This window comes from Haloimpatiens lingqiaonensis (assembly GCF_901447495.1).
In the GTDB taxonomy this organism is placed as follows: domain Bacteria; phylum Bacillota; class Clostridia; order Clostridiales; family Clostridiaceae; genus Haloimpatiens; species Haloimpatiens lingqiaonensis.
Window position 1 is genome coordinate 1 of the sequence record NZ_CABDWS010000026.1, and the last position, 16092, is coordinate 16092.

Below are 16092 nucleotides of genomic sequence, written 5' to 3' on the forward strand. Positions count from 1 at the left end.
ATTTAATAGGAGTTTTATTATGGTTGATTTAGAAATTTTAATTGGTTCTATTATTGAATGCTTTTTTGTAATAGGTACTGGATTAAGTTTTTTGGGTATCTATTTAGAGTTTAAAACTCTATTAAAATCAGCTTTAATTAATGGTTTAATTTTGTTTTTTATTAGAATTTTCTATGTAACTAATAAAATTCCTTTAGGCTCTCATACTTTTATAATATTACTATTTATTATATTATATTTAAATTTATTTCTTAAAGTATCATTATTAAAGTCAGTTATTGCTATTTCCATAAGCTTAGTTTTGGTACTTTTAGGTGAAGCTATTTTTATACCAATTTTAAATAACTTTTTACAAAATATATATAAAGTATTTGGTTTAGCTATTATGGCATTTTTCATATCACATTGCTTTTTAATAGCTGCATTTTTTATAAATTATAGAAATAAGAAAACTATTATAAATTTAGATAAATAACAATAGATTGCGGGGACGATATTTATGAATTCAAACATTAAAGCTTATATACTTATTGCTTTAATTTTAATACAAAACTTAATAGTGTTATTTGTTGCTAATAATGCAGTATTAATTTGGGAAAATATCAGCTCCTCGAGTTTTCAATATCCTATAAGCATTTGGCTTATAATGCTTATTTTGAGTATTTCCTCTTTTATATGTCTTTATTTTATAATGAATATAATAAAAGAAGAAAGAGAATCTGTAAAAGAATTGAATAATTCTAAGGAAGTTATAGAGGCTCTTAGAGGTCAAAAGCATGACTTCCAAAATCATTTAAATGTCATATCTGGATTAATTCAATTGGGCAAAGCTGATAAAGCTTTAGATTACACCTTTAATATTTGTGGAAAAACCAATGAAATATTCTCCATATCTAAGATTAAAAATGTAGAAGTAGCAGCTCTACTTTATAGAAAATATGCCATAGCAGAAAATAGTGGCATTGCTGTTGAATTAGACATAGATTCCTATCTAGAAGATATAAAAATAAGCTCTTTAGATTTGTGCAAAATCCTATTTAATTTAATAGATAATGCAATATATGAACTGCAAAACTGTAATGCTGAAGAGAAAATTTTATCTATAGATATTTCTCAAATAGATAATCAATATATTATATCCATAACAAATTCGTATCCAATTATTTCAGAAGATATACAAAAGAAACTTTTTCAGGTTGGCTTCTCTACAAAAGATGGAGAAGATCATGGCCATGGACTTCCTATAGTTAAATCTATAGTTCACAAGAATAGTGGTAAAATAACCGTTGAAAGTTACGAAGGTGTTGGTACTATATTCACTGTATTTTTACCAAAGTAAAAAGCTTAGTTGCCTAACTTAAGCTTTTTTTTGTAAAACAAAATGTGAATACTTCACCTATGGTTCAAGCTAGTGTATAAAAAATTACAGGCAGCAGTTGCCCTAAGGTATCTGCCACCTGTAATTTTTTTTGGATATCTATTTGCTTCTACCGTCTGTATAAGTATACTTAAGTTCAGTAGTTCCAAATAGTGGGGTCATTAAATTTTTAACGTATTTATATACATAGGTATTCCTTGTTGGGAATCCTGTAGGGGCAATAACTGCATCATCATAAAGTAGTATTTTTTCAGCTTTTTTATAGTTATCAAGTCTCTTAGCTACATCCATGATGTTTTGAGCCTCTGTAGTTAATTTATCGTATTCTTCATTTTTCCAGAATGTTGGTACATAGGCTGTAGCGGATATAAATCCATCAAAGAAAGTATTAGGGTCGTTGTAGTCTCCAGACATAGACATACTCGCTAATTCGAATTTACCCTCATCTGTTTTCTTTTGGAATACTGGCCACTCAACATATTCTGTCTTTAATGTTATGCCCAATGTCTTTTTATACATCTCTTGTAAGTATTCTGCATAAGTTCTAAACCATTGATCAGTACCTGCTTGTAAAAATGTAACTGTTAGTTTAGATGGATCTGGGTCCATTCCAAGTTCCTTCAATCCTTTGGATAACAATTCCTTTGGATCTTGATTTTCTTTAATTAAATTTTTAATTGGTTCATCAGCTTCAGCTCTAAATTCCTTGTCATTTACTAAAACTGTTGGTGGAACCCAACCATAAGCTGGTTTTTGACGACCTTTAAATATAACATCACATAAATCATCTCTTGTAACACCTATAGAAAAGGCTTTTCTTACATTTGCATTTTTAAATAGCTTATCCTTAGTGTTAAAGAATATATAGCTTGCTCCTGGCTTGTATCCTTGTAAGTTATTGAATTTACCGGTTTTATCAAACTTTTCAATCCATTCTTTTTTAGATACTCCACCCAAATCTAAGGATCCGCTGTAAAGTGAATTGTATGCTGCTGATTCATCTTTTATGATTTTCATGTTAACCTTTTCTAACTTTACAGATTTTTTATCCCAATATTTATCACTTTTCTCTAATACCATTTCACTATTGTGAGTCCAGCTCTTTATATTAAACGGTCCACAATATACCATAGTATCTGGTTCTGCTCCATATTTGTCACCATATTTTTCAACTATATCTTTTCTTTGTGGTACAAAAGTTTTATTATAAGTTATTTGGAAGAAATATGGACAAGGTGACTCAAGGGTTATTTCTAAAGTTTTCTCATCCAATGCCTTCATACCTAAAGAATCTAAAGGTGCTTTACCTTCGTTTATAGCAGCTCCATTTTTAATAACATATAATAAATTAGCATATGGTGCTCCTGTCTTAGGATCTAAGGTTCTTTTAACTGAATATATAAAATCTTCAGCAGTTACCTTTTTGCCATCAGACCAATTATAGTCTCTTAAATAAAATTTCCAAACTGTTCCGTCTTCATTATGTTCCCACTTTTCTGCCCCTGCTGCCTTAACTACGTCCTTACCATCTTCCTGTTCAAGCCTTGTAAGACCTTCCATAGTTTCTGCCAATATCCACGCTGCATATATATCTGTTCCCTTTGATGGATCCAAGGTTTTTGGTTCTGCGCCCAAGTTACAGTTTATATACTGCTCCTTGTCCACCTTAGCAGCACTAGTATCTCCGCCCTTATCTCCTGTCTTTTGCCCACATCCCACAAGAGAGCTGGAAGCCAACAGTGACGCTGCTAAAATACATGATATTAATTTTTTTCTCTTCATGAATATCCCCCCAATTTTTAATAATATGAAAACCTACCTTTTATTCATATATATAATATATGATGTTACACTTAAAATATTCTTCATATATTAAAAAAATCCTCCTCATTTTTTTAAATATTTTTATAATTATGAAAAATATTATCTTTCTATACTTTAAGTCATTTTTTATATATTAAATATTTTTTCACTTATATTAATATACTGTAAAAATAATATTCCTTCCCTCTTACTTAATTGTCACTTCTTAATTTTTAATTCTTAATTTTTAATTCTTAATTCTTAATTCTTAATTTTTAATTCTTAATTCTTAACTCTTAATTATTAATTCTTAATTCTTAATTCTTAATTTTAATTCTTAATTCTTAATTCTTAATTTTTATTCTCACTTAATTGTCCATTGTCAATTGTCCACTGTCCATTGTCCACTGTCCATTGTCCATTGTCAACTGTCCATTGTCCATTGTCATTCCCACTTCCAATCTTTCTCACAAAAAAAAGCACCCTTGAGCGCCTGTGGAGGTTGGCGTCTCAATGGATGCTTGGATATATTACATTAATCATATGCATAATAGCCATAGCCTTTGCTATGTTCTGGTTTAACTTTACTTAAAACTGCACCTAAGAAATTGGCGTTTACCTTCATAAGTGATTCCTTTGCCTTTAAAGCCATAACCTTTTCCGTTTCTCCTGAGGAAACTACTAAGATAACTCCATCGGATACAGTAGCCAATATTTGTGCATCTGTCACTGCCATTACTGGTGGACTGTCTATTATTACACAATCAAATTGTTTAGAAACATTTTTTATAAAACTTTTTAATTTATTAGAAGACAGCATCTCTGATGGGTTAGGCGGTATTGTACCAGCCGTCATTATAAAAAGCCTATTTTCATACAATGTAGTAGCCTTTTCAAAGGTAACTTCGCCTAAAAGAAAATTTGTTATACCTACTTCATTTGATATGGCGAATTTTTTATGTACACTGGGTTTTCTTAAATCACAATCTATAAGAAGTACAGATTTACCCGTTTCTGTCATAGAAAGTGCCAAATTAGAAGAAACAGTACTTTTACCCTCACTAGGTCCTGCACTAGTTATCAATATTACTTTCATTTCTTTATCAAAAGATGCATACTGTATATTTGTTCTTAAAGTCCTAAAAGCCTCTGCTGATATGGACTTAGGATCCTTTTTTATTATAAGCAAGCATATCACTCCTTAGTGTTTAACTATTTCTTATATATGTACAACTTTATTCTTTTTATTATTTTTCGTGTTCTGGAATTACTCCCACAACAGGCAAGTCCAAAATTTTAGATATATCTTCATCTGTTTTTATAGTGTTATCCATGTATTCTAATAGGAATGCACTGCCCACCGATACCATAAGTCCTAAGAAAAATGCAATAGCAATATTCAGCTTATTTTTAGGCTTTATTGGCTTTTCTGGCACCTGAGCCTTGTCCAAAACTTGAATATTTCCACTAGGTATTGCATCTACAGCTTTTTTAATAAATACTTCTGTAAATATATCAGTTATTTCCTTAGCTTTGTATGGATCTTTATTCTCCACAGCTAAGTCTAATATTTGAGTATCCGCTTGAGGTGTTACTTTTACAATACCTTGAAAATTTTTAACACTCATCTGTAGATTTCCTTTTTTTATAACATCCTCTGCCACAGAATCTAATTTTGCAATTTGAGCATAGGTTTTAACTAGCTTTTGATACATCATGACCTCATTATAATCATAGTTTTTACTTACACTAGTTGAAGCCTCTCCCTTTCCCACTACTAAACTAACTTTACATTGATATGTAGGTGCTATAAGAAAAAAACTTATAATTCCTGCAATGATAGTAGCTGCAGCTGTAATACTTATTATCAGCTTAACTCTCTTTTTTAAAATCCAAAATAATTCTCTAAGATCTAAAGTCATTTCCTCTTCCATATTTACCCCCATAACTATAACAAATATTTTGCTGTGAACTTCTCTACGATAAAATATATTAGAAAGACGTCACTATATATATCGATAGCTTATTTTAAAACTTTTTAGTAAAACTAACTTTTATATTAAATTTTTTGTTAAATTTACGTTAAATTGTACTCTTTAATAATATTTTTAACTTTATGCATAAAATTTATTCCAATATATGAATAAATGTATAGTTTTTATTATAATATTTATAGACAAAAAAATCAAAAAAAATATGATAAAAAACTAATTAATTGACATTTCGACAAAAGCAAATGGTGCAGGCACCTGTATAATACAGTTACCTAACACCACTATTATAATTATATATTATTTCTGATATTTCAGCTATTTTCTCTGAAGCATTACTTAATCCATCTACATACATAACAAATATATATGGATTGTCCGCAAAAACTATTCCTACATCATTTGTATATGAGCCATAATTTCCTATTTTATGTGCAACTATGTCACTTGGAATATACTTGTCTATTCTATCGTGAAATACTGTATTTTTCATAACTTCTATCAAATGAGCATTGTATTCTTCATCTCTGTTATCATATATTTCCTTCAACAATCTAAACTCCATTTCCGGAGTTATCACATTATGCTTTGTATCTATCTGGATTCCTGTAATATCACAAACTTTTCTTCTAACTGCTTGTACTCCCCCAAGTCTGCGGGATAACATATTAGTAGCTATATTATCTGAATATTTAATTGAATAATCCAATAATTTCTGCACTGAAATGGGTTTCTTAAGGGTTGTACTCATTTGATTCTGTAAAATACCTGTACCAGATTCATACATGGAAGTTCTATACTTTAATTTTTCATTTACTCCCAGTCTTCCTTCCCTAATACTGTTGTAAGCTACCATATTCATTCCTACTTTATATGTACTTGCGGCTGTACATATTTTATCCCCGTTAATACTTATTTTTTCACCAGAATTCAAATCGTAATATATAAGCCCTACTCTATCTATTCCATTGCCTAAATACTTTTTAATTTTTTCTTCAAGAGATATTCCTTTAATATTGCTCTCTAAATTCTTTTGAATTTTTTTATATCCATCAATACTTCCCTCTAGATTTTTATTACCATTTGTGGCTTTTTCTTCTGGAGATTTCTCTTCTTGAATATTTTTTGAAGTTTCCTGACTTCTATTATTGCTATTAGTTTTTTCTTCCTTTCCTTTGGTCAATAATTTTTCCTCTGTTATATTTAAACTTTTTTGGTCTTTTTTGTAACTCACTACCCCAATAGTGATAACGCTACCTATTATAATTAAACAAATAATTATAATAACTATTTTCTTTTTCATTTTTCCCCTTTTCCCCCTTAAATTAATATCTCCCAAATGAATGTAATTAAAATGATCAAAAATAAAATTTAAAATAAACTTATCCCCTTATATATTATATGCTTGAAAATATTTGTATTATATGTATATATTTATATTGTAGCAACATTATATTTCTAAATCAAATATTTCCTTAAAAATCAAATGCCAGAACCTATTTTTAAATAGAGTCTGGCATTGTTTAATAACTTTTATCTATTGGTTTTTTTCTGCTTTTTTAGGGTTAATGTTCCTACTGCAAGCATTAAAATTCCTGCTAACAATGGTAAAGCACTAGTACCTGTCTTAGGTAAAAGATTTGTAATTTCCTGTGAAGTATATTCTCCTGGAACAAGCTCTGCTTCTGCTAATCCATTTTCGTCAGTAGTTATTGTTGTAACCACCTCTCCCTGAGAGTTTTTAATTTCAAACTGTGTTCCTGGTAAAACTTTCGAATCATCATCCGTATCCGCTCCTAAAATCCAAATTTTTACCTTCAGCTATTGATTGAATTTTCCTATTCCATTACTGTCCGTAACTATGTCCTTTAGTACTTCCTCTCTATTTTTGCTGTATTGGAAAACTTAACCTGATTATTCAATACTTTAACCCTGTATGCTACCCTATACTCCTGCTCACTGCTTACATTGCCAAAATCTATTCGCAAGTTGTTTTTATCATTTACCACAGGAAAGGAATCCCCAGGTATATCTTCATAATAATACTAATATTTTGCTTAATTTTACTTAAGCTTTGGAAGAGTGTTTGCTCCATTTGGCATAACGTATACCTTGGCATCTTTTCCACTTAGCTGGTATGCTATTTCTAACGCTTCATCTACAGTTTTAACCACTTTAATATTGCATTTCTTTAATATTTCTGGATCCATATCTGAAACTAATATCATATTATAAATACTTGCAGCTTCACACATAATGTAACCAATGTGTTTAGCAATGGAATATTCCTCTCTTAGAGATGCTTCTCTTTTAGCATTGTCATCATAATTTATCATTATGTCTTCCATCTCTTCATTGCCAAATCCCTCGCTGCATTGGCTCATTATAATAATAGTTCCACCTTTTTTTACTGTTTCTTTCACATTGAAAAATGTCTTTGAAGTTTGATAAAGATTTATATCCTTAGGATATCCACAAGCTGAACCCACCACTATATCTGCTAGTTCATCTATTGGCGCTGCATCATATTCATCCACCATGCCACAGCCCATTTGGAAAGCCTCTATATAATCTCCAGCTACTGCAGCACGTATCTTCCCGTTACTTCCCATTAAAGCATTGAACATGAAGGTTGGCTTCACAAAAGCTGCTGCCTCCATCATATCAAGATGTACGGGATTGTTTTCTACTGAGCCGCTTTTAACTGTTTTCTTTGTACCTCCACCTACTTCTGGGCTTAAAGAAAGAGCATGATTTGTCATTATAGTTTTGTAGCCGCTGATTCCAGGAAGAATTGACTTTCTTCCACCACCCCAGCCTGCTAAAAAGTGATATATAATTGATCCTGTAAGTACTATATGATCACATGCAAGAGCCAATTTATTTATATGCACTGGAGTTCCAAAAGAAGTAGTTCCTACATACTCCAAATCCTCTTCATTAGTTGATACGTGATCTATAACCTTAAATCTCTCAGCTAATTTATCTCCCAAAAGCACTCTATGCTCCTCTGGAGTTTGTTTTCTATGTGAACCTGTGGCAGATATAAAAATTATATCCTCCTCCTGAACTCCTGCCTCTTCCAATTCTTCTACTATATAAGGAAGATAAACACTCATTCTCTGCCAAGCTCTTGTGATGTCTGACACCACAATGCAAACTTTTTCTCCCTTTTTAACCATTTCCTTAAGTCTTTTGCTTCCTATAGGATTTTTAAGAGCTTCCTTTATGATATCTTCCTCTTCTAATTGGCTAGTTACAGCCTTGCTTTCTAAAACCTTAATTAAATTGCTGTCTGGTACCTTAACTTCAACCTTTTCTCTTCCGTATTTCACCTTAATTTCAGCCATATCAATCCCTCTTTTCTTATAGTTTATAACTACCCCTGTAAAAATTAACCTTATAACTGCCACTGCAGCTTTCAACTGCAGATTATAACTTGTGCCTTGCAGTATGCCTCTACAAATTGTAAATTAACACTTAAACATTTGCAGCTGATGAAGGTAAATTTCACAAACATAGCTTCTTCTCTAGTTTTTTCTAATTATAATAATACCCCCATACAAATAAATTGTACAGAGGTATTATGCAACTTATACTGACATTTAAATTCATATTTCACTATATAGTTTTTATTTTTCACAAAAATTATTAATTTAGATAATTGCACAATTCATTTTAAAATGGAATTTTATCAATATACCGTGCAGTTAACATTATTTAAATGCACTATGTTATTATAATATTTTTGAAAATTTAATTATGCAATTTCCTTAATTAATTAGCACATTTTTTCAAATTCCTCTTTTGAAATAGGCTTGCTAAAATAATAACCCTGGATTTTATCACAATTCATATTCTTCAATATATCCAATTGTTCCTTTGTTTCCACACCCTCTGCTAATACTGTAAGCTCTATTTTATGTGCAAGCTGAATTATTCCATCTACTATCTCTTTAGAACTTTCGTCGTGCTGAATTTTATCTATAAAAGATTTGTCTATTTTCAATTTATTTATAGGCAATTCCTTTAAATAACTTAAAGAGGAATACCCTGTTCCAAAATCATCTAAAGAAATATTTACTCCCATAAATCTAATTTCATTTAATATTTTAAGAGTTTCATCTAACTCCTCCATAACAACACTTTCAGTTATTTCCAGTTCTAAATACTCAGGCTGCAAATTAGTTTCATGTAAAATTTCTCTTAAATTTTCTAGGAAATTTTCGTCTTTTAATTGAATTACGGATACATTTACCCCAACTATTTTAGGAGCATATCCTTCATCCATCCACTGCTTATTTATTAAACAAGCTTGCTCTAACACCCATTTTCCAATAGGAATTATAAGACCAGTTTCTTCAGCTAGCGGAATAAACTCCTCTGGTGATACAAATCCAAACTCATCACTAATCCATCTTAAAAGCACTTCCGATGCAACAATTTTTTCTTCATTCAGCTCAACTTGCGGTTGAAAAACAAGCTTTAATTCCCCATTGTCTATTGCCTTTCTAAGTCTCTTTTCCAACTCACTTTTTCTCATTAATTCACTGTGCATATTGGAATCATAAAACAAATATCTATTTTTACCCGAATCTTTTGCTTTATTCATAGCAGTATCTACATTTTTAAAAATAGACTCTTCAGTAATGCCGTCGTCGGGAAATACACTTATTCCTATGCTAACTGTGGTAAAAACTTTCTTATCCTTTATTTTAAATGGCTCTTGAAAGCATTTAATTATCTCTTCTGCAAAATTTTTTACGGTATTTATATCACTTATTCCCCATTGAATTATTAAAAATTCATCTCCGCCTATTCTACAAATGGTCTCTTCATCATTCAAAATACCTTGTATTCGTTTGCCTACCTCCTTTAAAAGCTCATCCCCATAGTTATGTCCTAAAGTGTCATTAATATTTTTGAAATTGTCAATATCGAAATAAATAGCAGCACCTTTTTCATTATAAATCTTTGCCTCATTTACCTTTCTTTTTAATATCTCAATGCCAAAACTTCTATTAGGTAAAGAAGTTAATTCATCATAATACGACAAAAATTGATTTCGCTCTTGTACATCTTTAATATTAGTTATATCCGTTATGGAACCTGCCATCTTTATGGCATTTCCTCTTTTGTCTCTAAGAACTTTTCCTCTAGTATAAATCCATCTTCGTTCTCCAGAAATTTTGTTTATTCTAAATTCAATATGAAAATAAGGAAAATATCCATTTATATGCTCTTGCACTTTAGTGAATACAGCTTCTAAATCTTCATATAATACTACTTTTTTCAAAATATCAACTATGGGTTCCTTTGTGTCCATTGAATATCCCGTTACATTTTCCCATTTATCCGAAAAGAAAAATTCATTTTTGACCATGTCCCATTCCCATATAACGTCATTTGCCCCATCTACCGCTAGCTTGTACCTTTCTTGAATATTGTTTACCTCCTGTTCTCTTTCCTGCAATTCTTCATATTGTGCTCTCAATTCTTCCTCGGTGGCTGCTAGTTCTTCATGTACTGCTGTAAGTTCCTCATAATTTTCCATAAGCTTTCTTTCAGATAAAACCCTCGTTTTTATATTAAACATTAAAATTATTATAAAAAACACCAAAGCACTAATAACTAAAATTACATGCCAAATAATTTTTTTATATTCTTTGTAAAAAGAAAAAGGTTCATTAATAATTAAATAGTCCTTAGGTAAATTATCTAAATTGGTAACATACTTATGTAGTTCATTGTAATTAAACACGTATCTGCTAGGACACTTAGTAACCACCGGTAAATTACTAGCCTTGTGACCTTTAAGTATTTTTAAAGCTAGCTTAGCGGCAGTTTCTCCTGGGCTATAGCCGCCTATAACCTTTCCCCCTATAAATTTATCACCCACCAAAAAATCCCAGCAGGTATAGATAGGTAAATCAAACCCTTTTAGTGCCGCTCCAGTCTTTTCATAAGGAATAAATTTGCCCTCCTTATTTCTAAGTTGTGCCACATTTAGTAGTACAGTATCTTTACCTAGTTTTTCTGCATTTTCCTTAAGCTTATCTACACTTATGTCTCTATAAAAATGGAAATTAACTCTATCTTTAAATTTCTCCGATACAGCCCTAGCATCTGCCTCATTAATTTTTCCAGTAGTACTGCTATCACAAATAACCACAATATCTTTTGTATTAGGTTGAATTTCAAAAATGCTTTGTATAGTTGATTTTATATCAATTTCTTCTACTACCCCAGTTATATTCTTATTATTTGGCAAATTATATTCATCATAATTATTTATTCCGCAAAATATTACTGGAGGATCTTTAAAAATCTCTTTTCCGTATTTTAACATAAAATCTAAAGCATCATTGTCTGAACATATCACCAAGTCAAATTTAACTTCTTTATACTTTATTTTATATGTATCATAAAAAAATTTCATATATTCTTCCATACTGTAGTTTTTTGTATCCATAAATTCATATTGGATTTCTAAATTTTTTTCCTTTTTTAAAATACTATCAATACCGCTATTTACATCTCTCGTCCATTGAAGCCCTATATCATAGGAATTTAATATCAAAACCCTTTTATTTTCCATGGCCTCCACAGACAAATTCCCTTTTAAAAAAATAATACCAGCTATAACAATTGATATTAAAACTAATTTAAGCTTTATTTTCATAATATCCTCCGAATTCTCATAAATATCCTTCCTGTATGCCATTTCTACATACCATTTCTATATACCATTTTCCCCTATTATTATACATTAAACATTGGCAATATATAATTGATATGCGAATGTTATACCACTTTATCCTATGTTCATATATTAAATAATTAGATTTGAATTTAAATATATTTTATAGCATAATTATACTATATTTTCAGAATTTAAGTACTGTTTTTTCAGAATTTTCTACAAAAATACCTGTTGAAGCTATGTGCTATACTACTTGCTACAATTACTAAATTCATTAGCTCAAACTCTTCCATATAAATTTTAAGCTCTACATCACATCAATAGCTCCATAAGCATTCTTAATTTAAAATTTAGAATATAAAATAGTCATCTTCTTAACTCTTATTTAATTCTCAGTTGTTAATTGTAAATTCTTATTTCTTATTTCTTATTTCTTACTTGCCAATTGTGAATTCTTACTTTTTACTTAATTGTCAATTGTCAATTGTCAATTGTCAATCGTCAATTCTTAATTTTCACTTTTCACTTCATAAATTCTAGTAACACTTTTACCTGTTTTTTAATACAATATATTAGGTGGACAAAGTCCTAGTTATCTGCCAGCAATGAATGAGCTCATAGCTTATATGCTTTATGATAATAGCGATATTTTCTAGGCAAAGTCCCCTATATAAACAGAGCTCTTAGCTTCAGATGGAATTTTCACTCCATCTGAAGGTTAGAGATCCTTATCCAGGGACGTAGCTGCCGTTATCTCACACTTTGTTAAAAGTGGGAGTGTTACGGCAGGTAGTCATGGGATAAAATTTTATATTTCTTTTAGAATATAAGGGAGGTAACTAATATATGCCAACATGTCAAACCACAGTAATAGATCCTAAAACCTTGTGTAGATGTGATAATACTCCAGTGACTCCAGCTGCTATTTCTGGGCCATTAGTGGCTAAAATACCAGTAGTGCTAGCTGAAGTGGAAGTTCAAATAGATACAGAAGCAACTATAGATTTTCAAATACCATTTTCTGAAATAAAAAGAATTACTAAGGATGCTTATTTAACTCAGTGTAAAATAATACCTGGCACAGGAGTTGTTGAAAACGGTGTTCCAGTTACAGGAAAGCTATTCTTAAGAGGCTTTGTAAGAAAAAATATTCAATATGTAAGTGCTGATTGTGTAAGTGAAGGAGTGGTAGGCGGAACTCTTAGAGATATAAGCGCAGACGTACCTTTCGAATGTGTTACAGAAATAACCTATATAACACCACCAGTATTCTCCTTCTCTAATCCAGAAACTTTACTAGATTTCACTTGTACTAAAAATACTTGTGAATGTGAAGACCAAACTTTAGGAAGAATACCATGTGAACAAGTATTTAACCAAACAATATTGTTCAATGAAAAGCCTTTCTGCGAGTTAATTAGCGCAAGAATATACGAATATGATATAAATAGAAATCCAGCTGCAATAAACAACACTTTCCCTGACAGAGTTGAATATGATGCACTAACAGAAAAAATGGTAGTATATCTAACTCTAAAAGTTCTTCAACTTCAACAAGTTAACGTTCTTTAATTATTTATGTTGCATTCAGGCCCAGGTTTAAAACTTGGGCCTTTATTAAAGTAAACTTGAAGGGAGGTTTTTAGATGCTTCTTTTCCTAATTTTAATTGAACTTCTATATTTAATTAACGAAAGCTATAAATATTCTTACATTTATTATATTTTAATGTACTTTTATATTAATTGTAATAAAGCAAGTAGTGTTAATAAAACTAATAATGATACTACTAATAATACTACTAATAATAATACTACTAATAATACTACTTCTATTTCTAATAATACTAATAGCACCACTGCAAATGATATTAATATTAGTAAAATAAAACACCTTGATGAAATGAAAAATATTAATGAAATGGATTATACTGATGAAATCAAACATACTAATGAAGTGGATTATACTGATAAAGCTAAACATGCTAAAATACAGAAATCAAATTGTGGTAAGTGGAATAGTAGAGCAGTAACTACTACTTTTAAAACTAATCATCCTAAAATCCTATGTAATATTCCAGTAATTTTAGGTGAATATATATTAGAAATTCCTCTACAACATAATTTAGAATTTAAAGAAAAAGTGTTAAAAATAAGGAATATTCAAAATGCAGTTACCATAAGTAACTATAGCATTTTATGGGAGAGTGAAGCAAATTCTAATGCCCTCTTAAGTAATTGTCATATTTTCATAAATGGAATTTTGACCCGAAACATAGAATATTCTTCTTACGAAGATATAGATACAAATACCTCCTGCATTAAAACCTCTATAAAAGAATTAATATGCCAACTTCCTTTTCAAAGCGTCTCATGTGTTCAGTATCCTAAAAATTTAGACGGGAACAGTGGTAGAAAAATTAATTTACATCTAAAAAAAGCTATAATTGAAGATATAAACTCCACTACAAACTGCCCCATAAAAAAATTGCAAAGCAAAATTATATTGAAATTGCAAATAGATTTATCACAGGATAATTCTATATATGTATAAGCCCCCATAGGTATAAATTTTTCCAAATGAAAATTTTTAGACCTTTGGGTGGTTTTTATTGATTTTCCCCATATTTATCTATAACATATAAATGGTACCATTATTTGATACTGCTTATTAAGTAAGCTGCTAACTATGTATTAGGCAACTTATAGTTTACAAGCTTACCAAATAACTTCTTAAACAAATAAAAATGAGGTGATCGATTATGAACATTATAAAAAAAATCTCAAAAAGAACATTCTACTAAAATTAATAATTTAAATGAAAAAAATGCACCAACTAAAAACTCAACAACAATAGCAACAAACATTAAAAATGATGTTAAAGATAACACTAAGGATAGTTCTAAAGAAAATCCTTTTCCATCAAACATACCTCTAAAACACAATGATGAGCATATATTCCATAAAGCGAATAGGCGTATATTCTAATAATGGAATGGATATATTAAGAGGATATTTAAAAAAATAATGATTTTGAATCATATTAATGTAAAATATACTATTAATATTGTTCAGGTGTTTCTATATTATTTTTAAAAATAGTTATTTATTTTTCACATTCCTAGGAGTAATTCTACATTATTGTTAAAAATGGTTATTTATCAATTTCTTCACACTTAGTACTTTCATATTATGCTATAATATTAGTATTTACTGCAGTAGTTTTTTAAATTTAAAATTTAAAAGAGGTGTTAAAGTTGAAAAAAATGAAAAAAAGCACAAAAGTGATAATATCTGTGTTTTCAATTATTGTTGTAATGGTAGTATTAGCTGGTGCTTATGGCATGTCCTTACTTAGCAAGGTAAGCAAAGATACTATATCTAAGAACAATGCAGATCTTGGAATATCTGATGAAATTCAAAAGAAAATAGATGATGTACCAAAAAGCGAGGAAATAGTTAACATAGCACTATTTGGGGTGGACGCTCCTGAAAACCAAGCTGGACGTTCAGATGCCATAATGATTCTTACCATTGACAATGCTCATGACAAGCTAAAGCTAACCTCCATCATGAGAGACTCTTATGTAAACATAGATGGACATGGAATGGACAAGATTAACCACGCCTATGCCTTTGGAGGCCCTCAGCTAGCAATAAAGACATTAAATTCAAATTTTGATCTTAATATAAAAGATTATGCCATGGTCAACTTCTCAACCTTACCAAAAGTAATAGACGCCATGGGTGGAGTTGAAATCAACGTTAAGGATTATGAGGTTAACGAAATTAATAAAGGGTCAGGTAAGTCAACTAAAATATCCTCACCTGGTACATACACATTGACTGGAGAGCAAGCACTGGCTTATTCAAGAATAAGATACAAAGGAAACGGGGACTATGAAAGAACTGAAAGACAGCGTGCAGTTTTAAGTGCATTATTTACTCAGCTGCAAAAACAAGGTGTTAGTAAATATGTGTCTTTAACAAAAACCCTTCTTCCAATGATTAAGACAAGCCTTTCAAATGGTGATATAATAAAAACCGGAACCTCCATATTATCTTCAGGTATGAAGAATCTAGAGCAGGAAAGATTTCCTCTAGATGAATTCTCTAAAGGTAAAAAAATAAATGGAATATACTACTTAACATTTAATAGCACTGCTACAAAAGAGCAAATTCATAAATATATATTTGAAGATGTAAAAGCAAAGTAGTT

The 16092-nt window shown here is 30.2% G+C and carries 13 protein-coding genes; 5 read left to right on the forward strand and 8 right to left on the reverse strand.

Annotated elements, in window-relative coordinates; genetic code table 11:
• A partial coding sequence (locus tag FGK85_RS06890; RefSeq protein WP_207670526.1) for a hypothetical protein occupies positions 1–475 on the forward strand: 475 nt, incomplete at its 5' end.
• 24 nt (positions 476–499) lie between these two features.
• Positions 500–1339: a sensor histidine kinase gene (locus FGK85_RS06895; RefSeq protein ID WP_138205022.1), complete on the forward strand. Its 840-nt coding sequence runs from the start codon at positions 500–502 to the stop codon at positions 1337–1339.
• 138 nt (positions 1340–1477) lie between these two features.
• On the opposite strand, the gene FGK85_RS06900 is transcribed toward FGK85_RS06895, so the two are convergent.
• The 8 genes from FGK85_RS06900 to FGK85_RS06930 form a co-directional block, all read right to left on the reverse strand.
• The gene (locus FGK85_RS06900) at positions 1478–3160 is read right to left on the reverse strand and encodes a peptide ABC transporter substrate-binding protein (RefSeq protein ID WP_138205024.1); all 1683 of its coding nucleotides are present in this window, start codon (positions 3158–3160) and stop codon (positions 1478–1480) included.
• A gap of 556 nt (positions 3161–3716) precedes the next feature.
• On the reverse strand, positions 3717–4370 hold the full coding sequence (locus FGK85_RS06905) for a CpsD/CapB family tyrosine-protein kinase (RefSeq protein ID WP_138205026.1): 654 nt from the start codon (positions 4368–4370) through the stop codon (positions 3717–3719).
• A 58-nt stretch (positions 4371–4428) separates the two neighbouring features.
• Entirely contained in the window at positions 4429–5115 is a 687-nt protein-coding gene (locus FGK85_RS06910) for a YveK family protein (protein ID WP_138205028.1), read from the reverse strand.
• A 328-nt stretch (positions 5116–5443) separates the two neighbouring features.
• A complete protein-coding gene (locus FGK85_RS06915) occupies positions 5444–6475 on the reverse strand; it encodes a serine hydrolase (protein WP_138205030.1) in 1032 nt (343 codons plus the stop codon).
• A 230-nt stretch (positions 6476–6705) separates the two neighbouring features.
• Positions 6706–6993, reverse strand: coding sequence for a SpaA isopeptide-forming pilin-related protein (locus tag FGK85_RS06920; RefSeq protein ID WP_138205032.1), 288 nt, complete (start codon positions 6991–6993; stop codon positions 6706–6708).
• Positions 6994–7040: 47 nt separating this feature from the next.
• Positions 7041–7181 (reverse strand): hypothetical protein, encoded by a 141-nt coding sequence (locus tag FGK85_RS15290; RefSeq protein ID WP_171011351.1) that lies wholly within the window; start codon positions 7179–7181, stop codon positions 7041–7043.
• A 54-nt stretch (positions 7182–7235) separates the two neighbouring features.
• Positions 7236–8522 carry a lactate racemase domain-containing protein gene (locus FGK85_RS06925; RefSeq protein WP_138205034.1) on the reverse strand — a complete coding sequence of 429 codons (1287 nt, stop codon included), beginning with the start codon at positions 8520–8522 and terminating at the stop codon, positions 7236–7238.
• A gap of 431 nt (positions 8523–8953) precedes the next feature.
• Positions 8954–11854 carry an EAL domain-containing protein gene (locus FGK85_RS06930; RefSeq protein ID WP_171011352.1) on the reverse strand — a complete coding sequence of 967 codons (2901 nt, stop codon included), beginning with the start codon at positions 11852–11854 and terminating at the stop codon, positions 8954–8956.
• A gap of 867 nt (positions 11855–12721) precedes the next feature.
• On the opposite strand from FGK85_RS06930, the gene FGK85_RS06935 reads away from it, so the two are divergent.
• From FGK85_RS06935 to FGK85_RS06945, 3 genes are all read left to right on the forward strand, one after another.
• Positions 12722–13447, forward strand: a complete 726-nt coding sequence (locus FGK85_RS06935) for a CsxC family protein (RefSeq protein WP_138205038.1) — start codon at positions 12722–12724, stop codon at positions 13445–13447.
• 74 nt (positions 13448–13521) lie between these two features.
• Positions 13522–14427: a DUF7852 domain-containing protein gene (locus tag FGK85_RS06940; protein ID WP_138205040.1), complete on the forward strand. Its 906-nt coding sequence runs from the start codon at positions 13522–13524 to the stop codon at positions 14425–14427.
• A 712-nt stretch (positions 14428–15139) separates the two neighbouring features.
• Complete coding sequence (locus FGK85_RS06945) at positions 15140–16090, forward strand: LCP family protein (protein WP_138205078.1); 951 nt, start codon at positions 15140–15142, stop codon at positions 16088–16090.
• Positions 16091–16092: the final 2 nt, after the last annotated feature.